The 16,248-nt window shown below is 71.7% G+C and carries 16 protein-coding genes; 7 read left to right on the top strand and 9 right to left on the bottom strand.

Going from position 1 to position 16,248, the window contains the following annotated elements; genetic code table 11:
- Positions 1–321 precede the first annotated feature (321 nt).
- Positions 322–774 carry a DUF192 domain-containing protein gene (locus JG616_RS05680; protein ID WP_199362277.1) on the top strand — a complete coding sequence of 151 codons (453 nt, stop codon included), beginning with the start codon at positions 322–324 and terminating at the stop codon, positions 772–774.
- A gap of 64 nt (positions 775–838) precedes the next feature.
- On the opposite strand, the gene JG616_RS05685 is transcribed toward JG616_RS05680, so the two are convergent.
- Positions 839–1,024, bottom strand: a complete 186-nt coding sequence (locus JG616_RS05685) for a rubredoxin (RefSeq protein WP_199362278.1) — start codon at positions 1,022–1,024, stop codon at positions 839–841.
- 79 nt (positions 1,025–1,103) lie between these two features.
- Here JG616_RS05685 and thiE point away from each other — a divergent pair, with 79 nt between their 5' ends.
- The 3 genes from thiE to JG616_RS05700 all read left to right on the top strand — a co-directional run bounded on the left by thiE (position 1,104) and on the right by JG616_RS05700 (position 3,821).
- Positions 1,104–1,796, top strand: coding sequence for a thiamine phosphate synthase (gene thiE, locus JG616_RS05690; RefSeq protein ID WP_199391976.1), 693 nt, complete (start codon positions 1,104–1,106; stop codon positions 1,794–1,796).
- A 121-nt stretch (positions 1,797–1,917) separates the two neighbouring features.
- Entirely contained in the window at positions 1,918–3,210 is a 1,293-nt protein-coding gene (gene hemL, locus JG616_RS05695) for a glutamate-1-semialdehyde 2,1-aminomutase (RefSeq protein WP_199362280.1), read from the top strand.
- Complete coding sequence (locus tag JG616_RS05700; RefSeq protein WP_199362281.1) at positions 3,207–3,821, top strand: HAD-IA family hydrolase; 615 nt, start codon at positions 3,207–3,209, stop codon at positions 3,819–3,821. Before hemL ends, JG616_RS05700 begins: the two co-directional genes overlap by 4 nt.
- 8 nt (positions 3,822–3,829) lie before the next feature.
- On the opposite strand, the gene JG616_RS05705 is transcribed toward JG616_RS05700, so the two are convergent.
- Genes JG616_RS05705 through JG616_RS05715 form a run of 3 tightly spaced genes read right to left on the bottom strand, consistent with a single transcriptional unit; the run spans position 3,830 to position 6,595 of the window.
- Entirely contained in the window at positions 3,830–5,050 is a 1,221-nt protein-coding gene (locus JG616_RS05705; protein WP_199391977.1) for an acetylornithine transaminase, read from the bottom strand.
- Position 5,051: 1 nt separating this feature from the next.
- Positions 5,052–5,870 (bottom strand): NAD(P)-dependent oxidoreductase, encoded by an 819-nt coding sequence (locus JG616_RS05710; protein ID WP_199362283.1) that lies wholly within the window; start codon positions 5,868–5,870, stop codon positions 5,052–5,054.
- Positions 5,871–5,929: 59 nt separating this feature from the next.
- Positions 5,930–6,595, bottom strand: coding sequence for a serine/threonine protein kinase (locus JG616_RS05715; RefSeq protein WP_199391978.1), 666 nt, complete (start codon positions 6,593–6,595; stop codon positions 5,930–5,932).
- A 27-nt stretch (positions 6,596–6,622) separates the two neighbouring features.
- Here JG616_RS05715 and JG616_RS05720 point away from each other — a divergent pair, with 27 nt between their 5' ends.
- Entirely contained in the window at positions 6,623–8,647 is a 2,025-nt protein-coding gene (locus JG616_RS05720) for a bifunctional DedA family/phosphatase PAP2 family protein (RefSeq protein ID WP_199391979.1), read from the top strand.
- On the opposite strand, the gene JG616_RS05725 is transcribed toward JG616_RS05720, so the two are convergent.
- From JG616_RS05725 to JG616_RS05735, 3 genes are all read right to left on the bottom strand, one after another.
- The gene (locus JG616_RS05725) at positions 8,644–9,216 is read right to left on the bottom strand and encodes an LON peptidase substrate-binding domain-containing protein (RefSeq protein WP_234446511.1); all 573 of its coding nucleotides are present in this window, start codon (positions 9,214–9,216) and stop codon (positions 8,644–8,646) included. The genes JG616_RS05720 and JG616_RS05725 overlap by 4 nt on opposite strands.
- Positions 9,217–9,308: 92 nt before the next feature.
- The gene (gene mpl, locus JG616_RS05730; protein WP_255531852.1) at positions 9,309–10,685 is read right to left on the bottom strand and encodes a UDP-N-acetylmuramate:L-alanyl-gamma-D-glutamyl-meso-diaminopimelate ligase; all 1,377 of its coding nucleotides are present in this window, start codon (positions 10,683–10,685) and stop codon (positions 9,309–9,311) included.
- The gene (locus JG616_RS05735) at positions 10,682–11,248 is read right to left on the bottom strand and encodes an adenylate kinase (RefSeq protein WP_199362287.1); all 567 of its coding nucleotides are present in this window, start codon (positions 11,246–11,248) and stop codon (positions 10,682–10,684) included. The genes mpl and JG616_RS05735 overlap by 4 nt, the downstream gene beginning before the upstream one ends.
- 137 nt (positions 11,249–11,385) lie before the next feature.
- On the opposite strand from JG616_RS05735, the gene JG616_RS05740 reads away from it, so the two are divergent.
- Positions 11,386–12,642 carry a 6-phosphofructokinase gene (locus JG616_RS05740; protein WP_199391980.1) on the top strand — a complete coding sequence of 419 codons (1,257 nt, stop codon included), beginning with the start codon at positions 11,386–11,388 and terminating at the stop codon, positions 12,640–12,642.
- Between the two features lie 15 nt (positions 12,643–12,657).
- On the opposite strand, the gene JG616_RS05745 is transcribed toward JG616_RS05740, so the two are convergent.
- Positions 12,658–13,167: a hypothetical protein gene (locus JG616_RS05745; protein WP_199391981.1), complete on the bottom strand. Its 510-nt coding sequence runs from the start codon at positions 13,165–13,167 to the stop codon at positions 12,658–12,660.
- 214 nt (positions 13,168–13,381) lie between these two features.
- Here JG616_RS05745 and JG616_RS05750 point away from each other — a divergent pair, with 214 nt between their 5' ends.
- Positions 13,382–15,412 carry a sodium-translocating pyrophosphatase gene (locus JG616_RS05750; protein WP_199391982.1) on the top strand — a complete coding sequence of 677 codons (2,031 nt, stop codon included), beginning with the start codon at positions 13,382–13,384 and terminating at the stop codon, positions 15,410–15,412.
- A 111-nt stretch (positions 15,413–15,523) separates the two neighbouring features.
- Here the strand turns inward: JG616_RS05750 and JG616_RS05755 are convergent, their stop codons facing one another.
- Positions 15,524–16,171, bottom strand: a complete 648-nt coding sequence (locus tag JG616_RS05755) for a hypothetical protein (protein WP_199391983.1) — start codon at positions 16,169–16,171, stop codon at positions 15,524–15,526.
- Positions 16,172–16,248: the final 77 nt, after the last annotated feature.

The following is a 16,248-nucleotide window of genomic DNA, read 5'->3' on the forward strand; positions in this document are numbered from 1 at the left end:
CGCCGGGGTGAGCCGCACATTGTAGCGCGACTTTCGCGTCCGTCAACACCCTGTGGGTGGAAACTTCCGCCTCCCCCGCCGCCGCGCCGTGTTGGCCGTGTCCGCCGGGGAGCCGCACATATTAGCGCGGTTTCGAAGAACGTCAACACCCTGTGAAGGATCTTCTTCGACCCCGCATGCCGTGGCGCGTCGCCGGCCATGTCATGCGGGGCGCGCATTGTGCCTGTCCGCGGAGGATCCGGGAAGGGGCTTGACGCGGACCCCTTGACCCGACCGCGCGCCTCCCCGAGTGTGGCCGTCTCCACCCCTGCGGGAACCGCCATGCGTGCACTTGGCCTCTACCTCACTCTGCTGTGCGCGAGCGCGCTGGCGACCGCATGCGCAGGCGACGAGCCCTGGGTCGAGGTGGGCGGCGAGCGCTTCACCGTGGAAGTCGCCAACGACAACGCCTCGAGGGCGCGCGGGCTGATGTTCCGCGATGCGCTCGCGGACGGACACGGCATGCTGTTCATCCACGACCAGGAGGAGCGACAGGCCTACTGGATGAAGAACACGCGGATTCCGCTCGACATCCTGTACTTCGACGGGTCGCTGCGGCTCGTGTCGCAGCAGCGCGACGTGCCGCCGTGCTCGGCCGGCGACCGCTGCCCGCCCTACCCCAGCAATGCACCGGCGCTGTACGTCCTGGAGCTGAATGCAGGGGAAGCGCGGCGGCTGGGGCTGCGCGACGGGACGGTCATGGAGCTGGCCCCGGCAATCGCCGCGCAGCGCTGACCGCCAGGCCAACCCGAAACCGCGGGACCGGGCGCGCCGGGACTGCCGGCAGCGCCCGGGGCGCTCAGACCACCATCATCTCGAAGTCATCCTTGGTCACGCCGCAGTCGGGACAGGTCCAGGTGTCCGGGACGTCCTCCCAGCGCGTGCCCGGGGCGATGCCCTCTTCGGGCAGCCCGAGGGCTTCGTCGTAGATGAAACCGCAGACGACGCACATCCAGGTGCGGAGGGCGGTGGTGGAGTCGTTCATCGGATAATGGCTGTGGCAGCTGCGTACGCGACGCGGGTGGCCATTCTCACATCCCCTCCGGCAACAGGACACTCACGCCATGGGCGAACATGCCGCCGCCGAGTCGCCGCGCCGCATCCGGCGCGGGCTCTACCTGCTGACGCCGGACGAATGCGATACGCCGCGCCTGCTCGACCGCGTGGCCGCGGTGATCGACCATGCATCGCTGCTCCAGTACCGCAACAAGCGCGCGGACGCGGCGCTGGCGGATGCACAGGTGGCCGCGCTGCTGCCGCTGTGCAGGGCACATGGCGTGCCCCTGCTGGTGAACGACGACTGGCGCCTGGCCGCCAGCCACGGAACCGATGGCGCCCACCTGGGCGAGCGTGACGGCGACCTGGCCATGGCGCGTGCCGTCCTGGGGGCCCGGGCGATCCTGGGAGCCTCCTGCTACGACAGCCTGGAGCTGGCGCAGTCCGCCGCCGCGGCAGGCGCCAGCTATGTCGCGTTCGGCGCCTGCTTCCCATCCCCGACCAAGCCACAGGCGCGCCGCGCGGCACCCGCCCTGCTGCACGACGCACGCGCCCTCGGCCTGCCGGTGGTGGCCATCGGTGGCATCACGCCGGACAATGCACCACGCGTGGTCGAGGCCGGCGCCGACCTCGTGGCAGTGATCAGCGGCGTGTTCGACGCGCCGGATCCGGTCCAGGCAGCACGCGCCTACCTCCGGGCCTTCGACGAAGTCCCGGGCCGGTCGCCGGACACGTCGGACAGCTCCGCGCCGACCGCCTGACGGCCGCCTCGCGACACGCGGCTGCGGACCACCGACAGCGGAAAGCCGCACGACGCCAGCCGCGCCCCGCGCTCCCCACACCCATGAAACCGGTCGCCCGACGACCCGAGGATCCAGCCCGATGAAACACGAACACTCCGAGGCCCTTTTCGCCCGCGCCACGACGCTGATCCCCGGCGGCGTCAATTCACCGGTGCGCGCGTTCAAGTCGGTGGGCGGGGAACCGTTCTTCGTCGAACGTGCCGACGGCGCGTACCTGCATGACGTCGACGGCAACCGCTACGTCGACTACGTCGGGTCCTGGGGACCGATGATCGTCGGCCACAACCATCCCCGCGTGCGCGACGCGGTGGCGGACGCGATCGGCCGCGGGCTGTCGTACGGCGCGCCCTGCGCCGCCGAGGTCACGATGGCCGAGACCCTCACCCGCCTGGTGCCGTCCTGCGAGATGGTGCGCATGGTCAACTCGGGCACCGAGGCCACGCTGTCGGCGATCCGCCTCGCGCGCGGCGCCACCGGCCGCCAGCGCATCGTCAAGTTCGAGGGCTGCTACCACGGCCATGGCGACTCGTTCCTGGTCAAGGCCGGCAGCGGCATGCTGACCCTGGGCGTTCCGACCTCGCCCGGCGTGCCGGCCGGCCTCAGCGAACTCACCACGACCATCAGCTACAACGATTTCGACGGTGCGACGCAGCTGTTCGACGACATCGGCGGCGAGATCGCGGCGGTGATCATCGAGCCCGTCGTCGGCAACGCCAACTGCCTGCCTCCGCGCGAGGGCTACCTGCAGCATCTGCGCGAGCTGTGCACGAAGCACGGCGCGCTGCTGATCTTCGACGAGGTGATGACCGGCTTCCGGGTCGCGCTGGGCGGGGCGCAGGCGCGCTATGGCGTCGTGCCCGACCTCACCACCTTCGGCAAGATCATCGGCGGCGGCATGCCGGTCGGCGCCTATGGTGGCCGCCGCGACCTGCTGGAGCAGATCGCACCCGCCGGCCCGATCTACCAGGCCGGCACGCTCAGCGGCAATCCGGTGGCCATGGCCGCGGGGCTGGCGATGCTGGAACTGGTCCAGGAACCCGGCTTCCACGACCGGCTGGAACAGACGACCAACCTGCTCTGCGACGGCTTCGAGGACGCCGCCCGGGCGGCCGGCGTGCCGCTGACCACCAACCGCGTCGGCGCGATGTTCGGTCTGTTCTTCACCGACCGGAAGGTCGACACCTACGCCGACGCCACCGCCTGCGACACCGCGGCGTTCAACCGCTTCTTCCACGCGATGCTGGAGCGCGGCGTGTTCCTGGCGCCATCGGCGTACGAAGCCGGCTTCGTCTCCAGCGCCCACACCGGGGACGTGGTGGAGGCGACGCTGGTCGCCGCGCGAGACGCGTTCCGGGTGGTCGCCGCGGGGTGAAGCCGCGCATCCGCCAGCTGCTGCTCGATTTCGACGGCGTGCTCGCACGCTACGACCACCGGCGGCGCCTGGCGTACCTGGCCACGCACGCCGGCTGCGAGCCGGCACGCGTGGACGCGGCGCTGTTCGCCTCCGGGCTGGAAGCGGAATACGACAGCGGGCGGGTCGACACCGGCGGCTACCTTGAACGGCTCGGCGGCGCGCTGGCCTGCCGCGTGGACCACGAGGCGTGGGCCGCCGCGCGGCTCGCCGGCACCGTGGCCGATGCGCAGGCGCTGGCCTGCCTCGACGCGGTCGACGCGTCCGTCGCGCTGGGCGTGCTGACCAACAACGGCGCGCTGATGCAGGACCTGATCCCGCGCATCGTCGCGCCGCTGTCGGCGCGGCTCGTGGATACGGTCCTGGTCAGCGGCACCCTGGGCATGCGCAAACCCGATCCGCGCGTCTTCGAGCGCGCGCTTGGCCTGCTCGGCTGGGACGCCCGCAGCACGCTGTTCATCGACGACACGTTCGCCAACGTGCAGGGCGCGCGCAAGGCCGGGCTGCATGCCGACACCGCAGGCGACGCGCGCGCGCTGCGTCGCGTCCTGGTCCGCTACCGCTTGGCCTGAGCCGCGGCTCAGCGCGCCATCGATGCAAGCGCCGTGCGCAGCCGCGCGAGGCCTTCCGCCAGCTCTTCGTCGCTGATGCTCAGTGCCGGCACGAAGCGCAGCACGTCCGGACCCGCCTGCAGCATCAGCAGCCCTTCCGCCGCGGCCAGGTCGAGGATGTCGCCGGCGCGCCCCGCATGCGCGGGCGCCAGGACCGCGCCCAGCATCAGTCCCCGGCCGCGCACGCCGGAGAACAGGCCGAGCTCGGCGTTGATCGCCTCCAGGCCGGCGCGCAGCGCGGCTTCCTGGCGCGCCACGTTGGCGATGATCGCCGGCGACGCCAGCTTGCGCAGCGCCACGCGCGCCACCGCCGCCGCGAGCGGGTTGCCGCCGAAGGTCGTGCCGTGGTCGCCGAACTGCATGGCATCCGCCGCCTTCGGCCCCACCAGCATCGCGCCGATCGGAAATCCGCCACCCAGGGCCTTGGCCAGGGTCACCACGTCCGGAACCACGCCGTCGTGCCAGTGCGCGAACAGCTGTCCGGTGCGTCCCATGCCGCTCTGGATCTCGTCCAGCACCAGCAGCGCGCCGTGGCGATCGCACAGCGCGCGCAACGCCTGCAGGAAACCCGGCGCGGCCGGCAGCACGCCTCCCTCGCCCTGGATCGGTTCGAGCATGACCGCGGCCACGTCGCCGCCGGCCATCGCGGCCTCCAGCACGTCCACGTCGTTGAAGTCGACATGGCGGAAGCCACCGGGCAGCGGCTCGTAGCCGGCCTGGTATTTCGGCTGCGCGGTCGCGGTGACCGCGGCCAGGGTGCGGCCGTGGAAGCTGCCGCGGAAGGTGACGATCACCCGCCGCGCGGGCTCGCGGCCCTGGGCGGTGGCCCACTTGCGCACCAGCTTGATCGCGGCCTCGTTGGCCTCGGTGCCGGAGTTGCACAGGAACACCCGTTCGGCGAAGCGCGAGGCGTCCACCAGCTCCTGCGCCAGCCGCAGCGGCGGCTCGCTGTGGAAGACGTTGCTGGTGTGCCAGAGCCGGCCGGCCTGCTCGACCAGGGCCGCGACCAGGTCGGGATCGCCGTGCCCCAGGCTGCAGACCGCGATGCCGGCGGAGAAGTCGATGTAGTCGCGGCCCTCGCTGTCCCAGACCCGGGCGCCCTGCCCGCGCTCGAGCACCAGCGCCCGCTGGCGGTAGACCGGCAGATAATGGTCGCGGCCGATGGCCAGCAGGTCGTGGACGGACGCCATGTCAGTCCAGGAACAGGTCCGGCAGCAGCCGGCCGGCAGGGTCCACGGCGTACGGGTCCATGTCGGTGATGCCGGCCTCCGCCAGCACCTCGTCGTCGATCAGGAAGCGGCCGCTGAATCCCTTCGCCTCGCGCACCAGGACGGCATGCGCGGCGTCGGCCATGATCTCCGGGCGGCGTCCGTTGCCGGGCTCGACGCCGGGAATCATGTTCAGCGCGTCCGTCGCGATGATGGTGCGCGGCCACAGCGCGTTCACCGCCACGCCCTTCGGCCCGAACTCCGCGGCCAGGCCCAGGGTCACGAAGCTCATGCCCATCTTCGCCAGCGTGTAGCCGGTGTGCGGTCCCCACCACTTCGGGTCGAGCGACGGCGGCGGCGCCAACGTCAGGATGTGCGGGTTGGGGGCCTCCAGCAGGTAGGGCAGACAGGCCTGCGCGCACAGGAAGCTGCCGCGCGAGTTGACCTGCTGCATCAGGTCGAAGCGCTTCATCGGCGTGTCCAGCGTGCCGCGCAGCCAGATCGCGCTGGCGTTGTTGACCAGGATGTCGATGCCGCCGAACGTGTCGACCGTGGCCGCCACTGCCGCGCGCACCTGGTCCTCCTCGCGGATGTCGCACTTCAGCGCCAGGCCCTGGCCGCCGGCTTCGGTGACGGCCTGGGCGGCGCTGTGGATGGTGCCCGGCAGGCTCGGATTGGGCACGTCGGACTTGGCGGCGATGGCGACGTTGGCGCCGTCGCGCGCGGCGCGCAGCGCGATCGCGAGCCCGATGCCGCGCGAGGCACCGGTGATGAAAAGGGTCTTGCCGGCGAGGGTGGCCATTCGGAACACATCCACTGCAGGAGCGGCCGTGGCCGCGACGGCCCGATGATAGGGCACGCTCAGGGCTTCGGTCCCTGCCCCTCGTTGTCTTCCCATTTGAGGATGCGCCGCGTCACCACCCGGTAGACCGGCTTTCCGGTGGCAAACCAGGCGTCGCGCAGCCACGAGGTGCGCTTCAGCACCCGCCGCTCGACCGGGGTGATCGACCCGGGACAGTAGGTCCGCTTGTGCTTGAGCAGGTGGCGCAGGTCCTCGCGTGCCAGCAGGCGCATCCAGCGCGACCGCGGCCGGCCGCGCACCGCCAGCTGGAAGTCGATCAGCGCGGGCCGGCCATCCTCCAGCACCAGCCAGTTGGCTTCCTTGGCGAGGTCGTTGTGGGCCACGCCGTGCCGGTGCAGCAGCTGCAGCAGCCGCCGCGCACGCCGGAAGTAGTCGAGGTCCCCGCGCGGCGGTCGCTGGTACATCGCATGGCCGGCCATGTAGCTGCGGTCGAGCACGCGCCCGTCCCAGCGCAGCAGCTGCGGCACGTCGGCCATCCCGGCCACGGCCTGCAGTCCACGCGCCTCGCGTCGCGCCAGCCACCACGCGGGCAGGCGCAGCCAGGCCGGCACGTGGCGCAGGTCGCGGCGCACGAAACACAGGCCGCCGCCGTCGCGCATCAGCGCGATGCGTCCGAAGCTGTCCGCCTTCAGCGCCGCGACTTCGACTGAACCCTCGTGATCCATGCCGGCATTGTAGGCGGCGCAAGCGCGATGGCGGCTGCCATAATCGCGGCGGTGAGTGCCTGGTTCGACAGCCTCGTTGCCTGGATCGGCGCCCATCCCGTGGCCGCCGGCGTGGCCGTATTCCTCATCGCCTTCTGCGACGCCGTGATCATCCTCGGCGCCATCGTGCCCGCGCTGCCGATGCTGTTCGCGATCGGCGTGCTCATCGGGCTGGGCGAGATCTCGGGGCCGTACGCCGTCGCCTGCGCCGCCGCCGGCGCCTTCCTGGGCGACGCCAGCAGCTACTGGATCGGCCATCGCTGGGGACCGCAGCTGCGCGCGACCTGGCCGTTCAGCAAGTATCCGCAGCTGCTTGAGCGGGCCGAACTGCTGTTCCGGCGCAACGAGACCAAGGGCATCTTCATCGCGCGCTACGTCGGCCCGGTGCGCCCCTTCGTGCCGGCGATCGCCGGCATGTCGCGGATGCCGCTCCGGCGCTACCTGCCGGCAAGCCTGATCGCCGCGGTCACCTGGGCCGTGCTGTTCCTCGCCCCGGGCTGGATGTTCGGCGAAGCCTACGAGGCCGTGGCCGCGGTGGCCGACCGCCTGGCCCTGGTGGTCGGGGCGCTGCTGGCCGCCATCGCGCTGGCCTGGGCGCTGGTGCTCTACACCTACCGCTGGTTCGCCAACCATGCCGACGCCCTGCTCGCCCGCGCCCTGCGCTGGACCCGCGACCACCCGCGCCTGGGCCGCTACGGCGCCGCGCTGATTTCCCCCAACCGCCCGGAGTCGGCCTCGCTGGCGCTGCTGGCGGCCTGCCTGCTGGCGATCGGCGTGGCCTGGTTCACCCTGCTGGCGACGATGCTGGCGCGCGGCGGGCCGCTGGCACTCGACCTGCGCATCCACGAGGCGATGTACGCGCTGCGCAACCCGCTCGCCGACCGGCTGATGGCGGCGCTGGCCTCGATCGGCGACCCGGTGGTGCTGGCGCTGCCGATCGCGCTGTCCACGCTGTGGCTGCTGTGGCGGCGGCGCTGGATGGCGGCGGCGCACTGGCTCGCGGCGCTGGCCTTCGGCCTGGTGCTGACCGCGGCGCTGGAGGCGGCGATCGACATGCCGCGTCCGCCGACCGCGCTCAGCGGCTTCGGCTTCCCGGCGGTCGGGCTGACCATGACCACGATCACCTTCGGCTTCTTCGCCGTGCTGATCGCGCGCGAACTGCCGGGGCGCCAGCGCGTCTGGCCCTACCTGGTGTCGGGCGCCGTGGTCGCCATCCTCGGCTTCGCGCGGCTGTACCTGGGCGCGCACTGGCTGACCGACCTGGTCGGCGGCATGCTGCTGGGCGTCGCCTGGCTGCTGGCCCTGGGCATCGCCTACCGCCGCCACGTCGCGCGCTCGTTCTGGATGCGGCCGCTGGCGGCGCTGTTCTACGGGGCGTTCATGGTGGCGGCGCTGTGGCATGCGCCACGCGCCGTGGATCCCCTGCTCGAGCGCTTCGCGCCCACGCCGCCGCCGGCCAACATCGACATCGACACCTGGTGGCAGGATGGCTGGGCGGAGCTGCCCTGGCAGCGCAACGAGCGCGACGCCAGCCGGCGCTGGCCGCTGGACGTCCAGGTGGCAGGGCCGCTGGCGCCGATCGAACGGCACCTGGCATCCCGTGGCTGGACCACCCAGCCGCAGGCCGACTGGCGGGACACCCTGCTGCTGCTCGACGACGACATCTCCGCGCTGCAGCAGAAGGTGCTGCCGGCCGCGCTCGGCGCCAGCGCCGAAGCGCTGCTGATGCGCCGAACGCTCGAGGACGGGCGCATCATCGTGCTGCGCCTGTGGCGCGCGCCGCGCCAGCCGCGCGACGGCGGACTGCTGTGGATCGGCACCGCGCAGACGCTGACACACGCGCGGCCGTTCGACCTGTTCGGACTGTGGTCGCCGGAGGCGGATGCCAGCGGCGCGTACGCCCTGCTGCGCGAGGACCTGGCGGGACTGGAGCAGCGCGAGGACCCGCATCCGGCGTCCGGCGAGCCCGTGTTGCGCCTGCGGACGCCGCGCATTCCCGGGACCGCGCGCTAGCCGATCAGCTCGAGCAGTCCGTCGAGGCGCGCATGTGGATCGTCGACGCCGAGCATGGCGGCTCGGCTCTCTTCCGGCATCGGCAGCATCTCGAGCAGGCGCCAGCCGACCCAGACCGCATCCTCGACGCTGCCCTCGGCGCCGGGCGGGCGCCCGACCTGGTCGAAGATGCGCTCGAGGAGCGTGCCCAGCAGCGCGTGCTGCGGGCGCAGGCGCGTCGCCGGCGCGTCCCCGAGCCACTCGACCCCGGCCTCGACCAGGCCGTTTTCGCGCACCGCGCTGCGCAGCACGCGGAAGCGCCGTGCGCCGCGCACGCGCAGGGTGAGCAGGCCGTCGTCATCGGTGCCGAAGTCCTCGATGACCGCTTCGGTGCCGTACTCGGAAGGGACGGCCGGCCCGCCGACCTCCTCGCCCTCCGTGATCAGGCAGATGCCGAAACCACGGCCGCTGCGGCCGCATTCGCCGACCATGTCCAGGTAGCGCGGCTCGAACACGCGCAGGCCCATGACCGCGCCGGGGACCAGCACGGCCTGCAGTGGAAACAGCGGGAGCATCGGGGTCTCTGACATCACCGACAGTCTAACCATCGGGTGTCAAGGCGAGGCGGAGGCGAAGCCACCGTCGGCGGCGGCCCGCGGGCGCCCCACCGGCGCGCGGCGGCTCAGTCGCCGCGCAGCATGGCCAGGAAGCGCCGCGGAGCGCCGTCGAATCCGCCGTTGGACATGAACACCACATGGTCGCCGGCGCGCGCCATCGCGTGCAGGCGTGCCAGCAACGCATCGGCGTCCGGCGCCGCCACGCCTTCGCCACGGAGCGCGCCGACCACGGCGCCGGCATCCCACTCCAGCGCCGGGCGATGCAGGAAGACCACCGCGTCGGCCAGCGCAAGCGACGGCGCGAGCGCCGCGGCATGCGCGCCCAGACGCATCGAATTGCTGCGCGGCTCCATCGCCACCACGATGCGGCCGCTTGCGCCGATCCTGGCGCGCAGGCCTTCCAGCGTGGTCGCGATCGCGGTCGGGTGGTGGGCGAAGTCGTCGTAGACGCTGATGCCGCCCGCCTCGCCCAGCAGTTCCATGCGCCGCTTGACGCTGCGGAAGGCCGACAGCGCCGGCAGGACCGAGGCCACATCCACGCCGACCGCATCGCAGGCGGCGAGCGCGCCCAGCGCGTTCATCACGTTGTGGCGCCCGAGGAGCGGCCAGCGCACCTCGCCCAGCGCCTGCCCCGCCTTCAGCACCTCGAAGGCGCTGCCGTCGTCGGCCAGCAGCCGCGCCTGCCAGTCGAACGGCGCGCCCGGCCCGGCGTCGATGCCGAAGCGCACCACCGGCGTCCAGCAGCCCATGGCCAGCACCTCGGCCAGGTGCGCGTCCTCGCCGTTGACCACCAGCCGGCCGCGGCGCGGCACGGTGCGGATGAAGTGGTGGAACTGGCGCTGGATCGCGGCCAGGTCCGGGAAGATGTCGGCGTGGTCGAACTCGAGGTTGTTGAGTACCGCGACCAGCGGCCGGTAGTGCACGAACTTCGAGCGCTTGTCGAAGAACGCGGTGTCGTACTCGTCGGCCTCGACCACGAACTCGCGGCCCTGGCCGACGCGCGCGGAGACGCCGAAGTCCTCGGCCACGCCGCCGATCAGGAAGCCCGGGCCGCGGCCCGCGGCCTCGAGCAGCCAGGCCAGGATGGTGGTGGTGGTGGTCTTGCCGTGGGTCCCGGCGACCGCGATCGTGTCGCGGCCCGGCAGCACGTTCTCGCGCAGCCATTCCGCGCCCGAGGTCCAGGCCGGGCCATGGTCGAGCACGTGCTCGACCGCGGCGTTGCCGCGCGACAGCGCGTTGCCGATCACCACCTGGTCGCAGCCGGGCGAGATGTGCGCCGGGTCGTAGCCCTGGCGGAGATCGATGCCGAGCCGTTCGAGCTGGGTCGACATCGGCGGATACACCGCCTGGTCGCTGCCCTCGACCGCGTGGCCGAGCTCGCGCGCCAGCGCCGCCACCCCGCCCATGAAGGTGCCGGCGATCCCGAGGATGTGGAGCTTCACTGCCGTTCGAAGGCGGCCAGGATGCGGCCGAAGACCTCGTCGAGGCTGCCGACCCCGTCGACCACCCCGAGCCTGCCGGCCTCGCGGTAGTAGCCGATGACGGGCGCGGTCTGGTCGTCATAGACCTGCAGGCGCTTGCGCACCGACTCCGGGTTGTCGTCGGCGCGGCCTTCGGCCTGCGCGCGCCCCGCCAGGCGGTCGATCAGCAGTTCGTTGTCGACCTCGAGCTGGATCGCCATGTCCATCGGCTGGCCGATGCGCTGCAGCAGGGCGTCGAGCGCCGCCGCCTGGGCCAGGTTGCGCGGATAGCCGTCGAGGATGAAGCCGTTGGCCACGTCCTCGCGCGAGAAGCGGTCCTCGAGCATGCCGAGCAGGATCGCGTCGGAAACCAGTTCGCCGCGCGCCATGACTTCCTTCGCCTGCACGCCGAGCGGGCTGCCCGCCTTGACCTCGGCCCGCAGCAGGTCGCCGGTCGACACGTGCGGCACCTGCAGGTGCTCCTTCAGGCGCGTGGCCTGCGTCCCCTTGCCGGACCCCGGCGCACCAAGCAGTACCAGTCGCATCGAACGCTCCAATTGATCGCAGGACGTGGACCGGGCGGAGCGTAGAATCCCCCGCCTGCGGCCTTCACCGTGCCAGCTTACCCATCGCCCCCCTGCTTCGAAACCCCCAGCTTCGAAACCACTTGCCCGGACCCGAGATGCCCCAAGGTAGCCTGTTCTATGCCCAGTCCGGCGGCGTCACCGCCGTCATCAATGCCACCGCTTCGGCGGTCCTCACCGAGGCCCGGGCGCGCAAGGTCCGCGTACTCGCCGGCCGCAACGGCATCCTCGGCGCGCTGCGCGAGGAGCTGTTCGATACCTCGAAGGAATCGGCCGCCACCGTGCGGGCCCTGGCACACACGCCGGGCGGCGCCTTCGGCTCGTGCCGCTACAAGCTGAAGTCGCTGGAGGAGGACCGTGCGAAGTACGAGCGCCTTCTCGACGTGCTGCGCGCCCACGACGTGCGCTGGTTCCTCTACAACGGCGGCAACGATTCGGCCGACACCGCCAACAAGGTCTCGCAGCTGGCGGCGGAGTTCGACTATCCGCTGACCTGCATCGGCGTGCCCAAGACCGTCGACAACGACCTGGTGGTCACCGACTGCTGCCCGGGCTTCGGCTCCGCGGCCAAGTACACCGCGGTCTCGGTGCGCGAGGCCGCGCTGGACGTCGCCGCCATGGCGGACACCTCGACCAAGGTCTTCGTCTACGAGGCCATGGGCCGCCACGCCGGCTGGCTGGCCGCCGCCGCGGGCCTGGCCGGAGACGGTCCCGACGCCGCGCCGCACCTGATCCTGTTCCCCGAGCGGGCCTACGACGAGGCCGACTTCCTCGCGCGCGTGCAGAAGGTGGTGGACCGCGTGGGCTATTGCGTCGTGGTCGCCAGCGAGGGCATCCGCACCGCGGACGGCCGCTTCGTCGCCGACGCCGGCGGCGGCAAGGACTCCTTCGGCCACACCCAGCTGGGCGGCGTGGCCTCGCACCTTGCCGGACGGGTGAAGGACGCCCTGGGGCTCAAGGTGCACTGGACCCTGCCCGACTACCTGCAGCGCTCGGCCCGCCACATCGCATCGAAGACCGATCTCGACCAGGCGATGGCCGTGGGCAAGGCCGCGGTGCGCTACGCGCTGGAGGGCCGCAACGCGACCATGCCGGCGATCATCCGCACGTCGGACGCCCCCTATCGCTGGAAGATCGAGCCGGCACCGCTCAACCGGATCGCCAACCGCGAAAAGACCATGCCCAAGGGCTTCATCCGCCGCGACGGCTACGGCATCACCGCGGCGGCGCGCGCCTACCTGGAGCCGCTGATCCGCGGCGAGGCCTATCCGCCCTACGGGCGCGACGGCCTGCCGAAGTACGTGGCGCTGAAGAACATGATGGTGGCGAAGAAACTGCCGGCCTGGGAGGGCTGAGCCGAAACACCGGGCTCACGACCCACACGCATCCCCTTCCACGCCCATCTCGGCGGCGAACATCGGAATGGCGGCAAGCTTGCCGCCGGCGGCGGCCTGCTTCGATTCCTCGACGTAGATCCGCGACTGGCCCTGCCCGTCGAGATTCATGGTCTGGTCGACCGGCTTGCGCCAGACCCGGACCACGGCCTGCTGCGAAGGACATGCGGCATTCGGCACGCGCAGGAGGTCGTTGAACACCCAGCCAGCGGAAACCGACGGGCGTGCCTTGGCGGCGTCGACGAAGCGCGCGCGCGGCTGGCAGTTCGGGCTGGTGCGCACCACGGCGAAGCGGTAGGGCTCGGCGGCATCGCCCGTGAAGGCACCCTCGATGCGCGCGCAGGCCTCGGGGATCTGGCGCAGCGTGTGGACAACGCCGACGGCCTGCGCCTGCACGGCATCGCGGGTGATTTCGGGCCTGGGATCGGCGGCCATGGCGGGCGCCGCGGCGGCGAGCGCGAGCAGGATCAGGACGGCAGGGCGCATCGCATGGACTCCACGGGTGGGGTGCGGCGCAGGCTGGCACGCCGGGCCTGAATCAGGCCTCCACGCCCTGTCCGCCAGCCCCTTGGACCAGCCGGTCTGATGCGCTGCAGCGCGGCAATACCGGGATGGGGGCCTGTGCCATAGTCGGCCGGTTCCAGCTCCAACGCGACGAGCTCCAACAGATGTTTCCGTCCACACCCTGGGGAGGGTTTCAATGCTCGAGCAACAAGGCTTGTGGCTGGCGCTGGCGTGCGCCGGCCTGGCGATCATCTACGGCATCTTTTCGGCACGCTGGATCCTGGCGCAGCCCGCGGGCAACGCGCGCATGCAGCAGATCGCGGCCGCGATCCAGGAAGGCGCCAGCGCCTACCTGCGGCGGCAGTACACCACCATTGCGATCGTGGGCGTGGTGCTGTTCCTGGTGATCGGCCTGGTGCCGGCGCTGGGCTGGTCCACGGCGATCGGCTTCGCCATCGGCGCGCTGCTGTCGGGACTCGCCGGTTTCATCGGCATGTTCGTCTCGGTGCGCGCCAACGTGCGCACCACGCAAGCGGCCACCGTCGGACTCAACGAGGCGCTGGCGGTCAGCTTCCGCGGCGGTGCGGTCACCGGCCTGCTGGTGGTCGGCCTGGGCCTGCTGGGCGTGGCCGGCTACTTCATGTTCGTCATCGGCGAGGGGCGCGACGCGCTGGCCGTCGAGGCGGCACTGCAGCCGATGATCGGCCTGGCCTTTGGCTCCTCGCTGATCTCGATCTTCGCGCGCCTGGGTGGCGGCATCTTCACCAAGGGCGCCGACGTCGGCGCCGACCTCGTGGGCAAGGTCGAGGCCGGCATCCCCGAGGACGACCCGCGCAACCCGGCGGTGATCGCCGACAACGTCGGCGACAACGTCGGCGACTGCGCCGGCATGGCCGCCGACCTGTTCGAGACGTACGCGGTCACCATCATCGCCTCGATGCTGGTGGCGGGCATCTTCTTCGCCACCTACGGCTGGACCGGCGTGGTCTATCCGCTGGTGCTGGGCGCGGTCTCGATCGTGGCGTCGATCATCGGCACCTTCTTCGTCAAGGCACGCCCGGGCGGCAAGATCATGAACGCGCTGTACCGCGGGCTCGCCGTCTCCGGCGTGCTGGCGGCGATCGCGTTCTGGTTCGTCACCGACAGCATGTTCGGCGCCGAGGTCGGCATGCCGCTGTTCTGGTGCGCCATCGTCGGCCTGGTGCTGACCGGGCTGCTGGTGGTGATCACCGAGTACTACACCGCCACCGAATACGCGCCGGTGCAGCAGGTGGCGAAGGCCTCCGAGACCGGCCACGGCACCAACGTGATCGCGGGGCTGGCGGTGTCGATGAAGTCGACCGCGGCGCCGGTGATCGTGGTCGCCGCGGCGATCTGGGCCTGCTATGCGGTGGCCGGCCTGTACGGCCTGGCGATCGCGGCCACGGCGATGCTGTCGATGGCCGGCATGATCGTCGCGCTCGATGCCTATGGCCCGATCACCGACAACGCCGGCGGCATCGCCGAGATGAGCGGGCTGCCGCCGGAGATCCGCGAAACCACCGACGCGCTGGACGCCGTGGGCAATACCACCAAGGCGGTCACCAAGGGCTATGCGATCGGTTCGGCGGGGCTTGCGGCGCTGGTGCTGTTCGCCGATTACGCGCACAAGCTGGAAACCTCGGGCACCGCGGTCAACTTCTCCATCGACAACCCGAACGTGGTGATCGGCCTGCTGATCGGCGGCATGATTCCCTATCTGTTCGGCGCACTGGCGATGCAGGCCGTGGGCCGCGCGGCCGGCGCGGTGGTGGAGGAAGTCCGCCGCCAGTTCCGCGAGATCCCCGGCATCATGGAGGGCACCGGCAAGCCGCAGTACGACCGCGCGGTCGACCTGCTGACGAAGTCGGCGATCAAGGAAATGATCGTGCCCTCGCTGCTGCCGCTGGGGATCCCGGTGATCGTGGGCCTGACGCTGGGCGCGGATGCGCTGGGCGGCCTGCTGATGGGCACGATCGTGACCGGCCTGTTCCTGGCGATCTCGATGTGCACCGGCGGCGGCGCCTGGGACAACGCCAAGAAGTACATCGAGGAAGGCCACCACGGCGGCAAGGGGTCCGAGGCGCACAAGGCCGCGGTCACCGGCGACACCGTGGGCGATCCCTACAAGGACACCGCGGGCCCGGCGATCAACCCGCTGATCAAGGTGACCAACATCGTGGCCCTGCTGCTGGTGCCGCTGCTCTAGTCGGCTGGCCGGGGCGTCCGCTGCGGAAGCCCCCGGGATGTCACGACGAAGGCGGCCGCGAGGCCGCCTTCGTCGTGAGCGGCTGTCGGCGGGCGCCGCCCGCCGCGGATGTCAGGACGCGTCGAACGTGCCCGCGTCCAGGTCGAACCACGGCGTGCACAGCCGCTGCTGCGCCTGCGCCATCTCGAACGGCGCGGTCCACACCGCGACCTCGCCGGCGGACTCCGCGGCGTCGAACCGGTTGCCGTCGAACGGCGCCACACCCAGGCACCAGCGCACCCGTCGCGGGCCTTCCGTGGACGCCAGCGACAGGTCGAACGCGAAGGCGCCGTCCAGGGCCTCGCCAGCGGACAGGCGCGCAGCCAGGGGAACCGGCGGCACGGTCGGCGTGGGCCGCGGCAACCCGCGCGCCGCGTGCGACAGCACCAAACCGTCCGGCCCGGCGTCGAAGCGCGGCGGCGGCACTTCGCCGGCGACCAGGCGCCTGGTCAGCACGGCATGCCGGTCGCCGCGATCGAACACGGCCAGCTCGGCGGTGCCGGTATTGCGGATGCGGTAGCGGACGGCAAGCGCGCTGCCGTCCGGGTCGAACGCGACTTCGAGGCGCGCGCCGTCGCCCTCGACGGTGGTCCGGGCCACCTGGTCTTCCTCATGCATTGGCGTGGACTCCATTGGCGGCTGCGCGCCGGCAGCATGCGCAGCGAGCAGCGCCGCGGACAAGAGGGTCGGCATCGCGGCGGCGCGCGGGTTCAAACTCATGGGCATGACTCGGCAGCGGACGATCGGGGGACAGGTGGAACGCGTGGAGCCCGCGGTGAACGCGGGCTCCAGGGACG

Source organism: Luteimonas sp. MC1895 (assembly GCF_016457215.1).
Classification (GTDB): Bacteria; Pseudomonadota; Gammaproteobacteria; order Xanthomonadales; family Xanthomonadaceae; genus Luteimonas.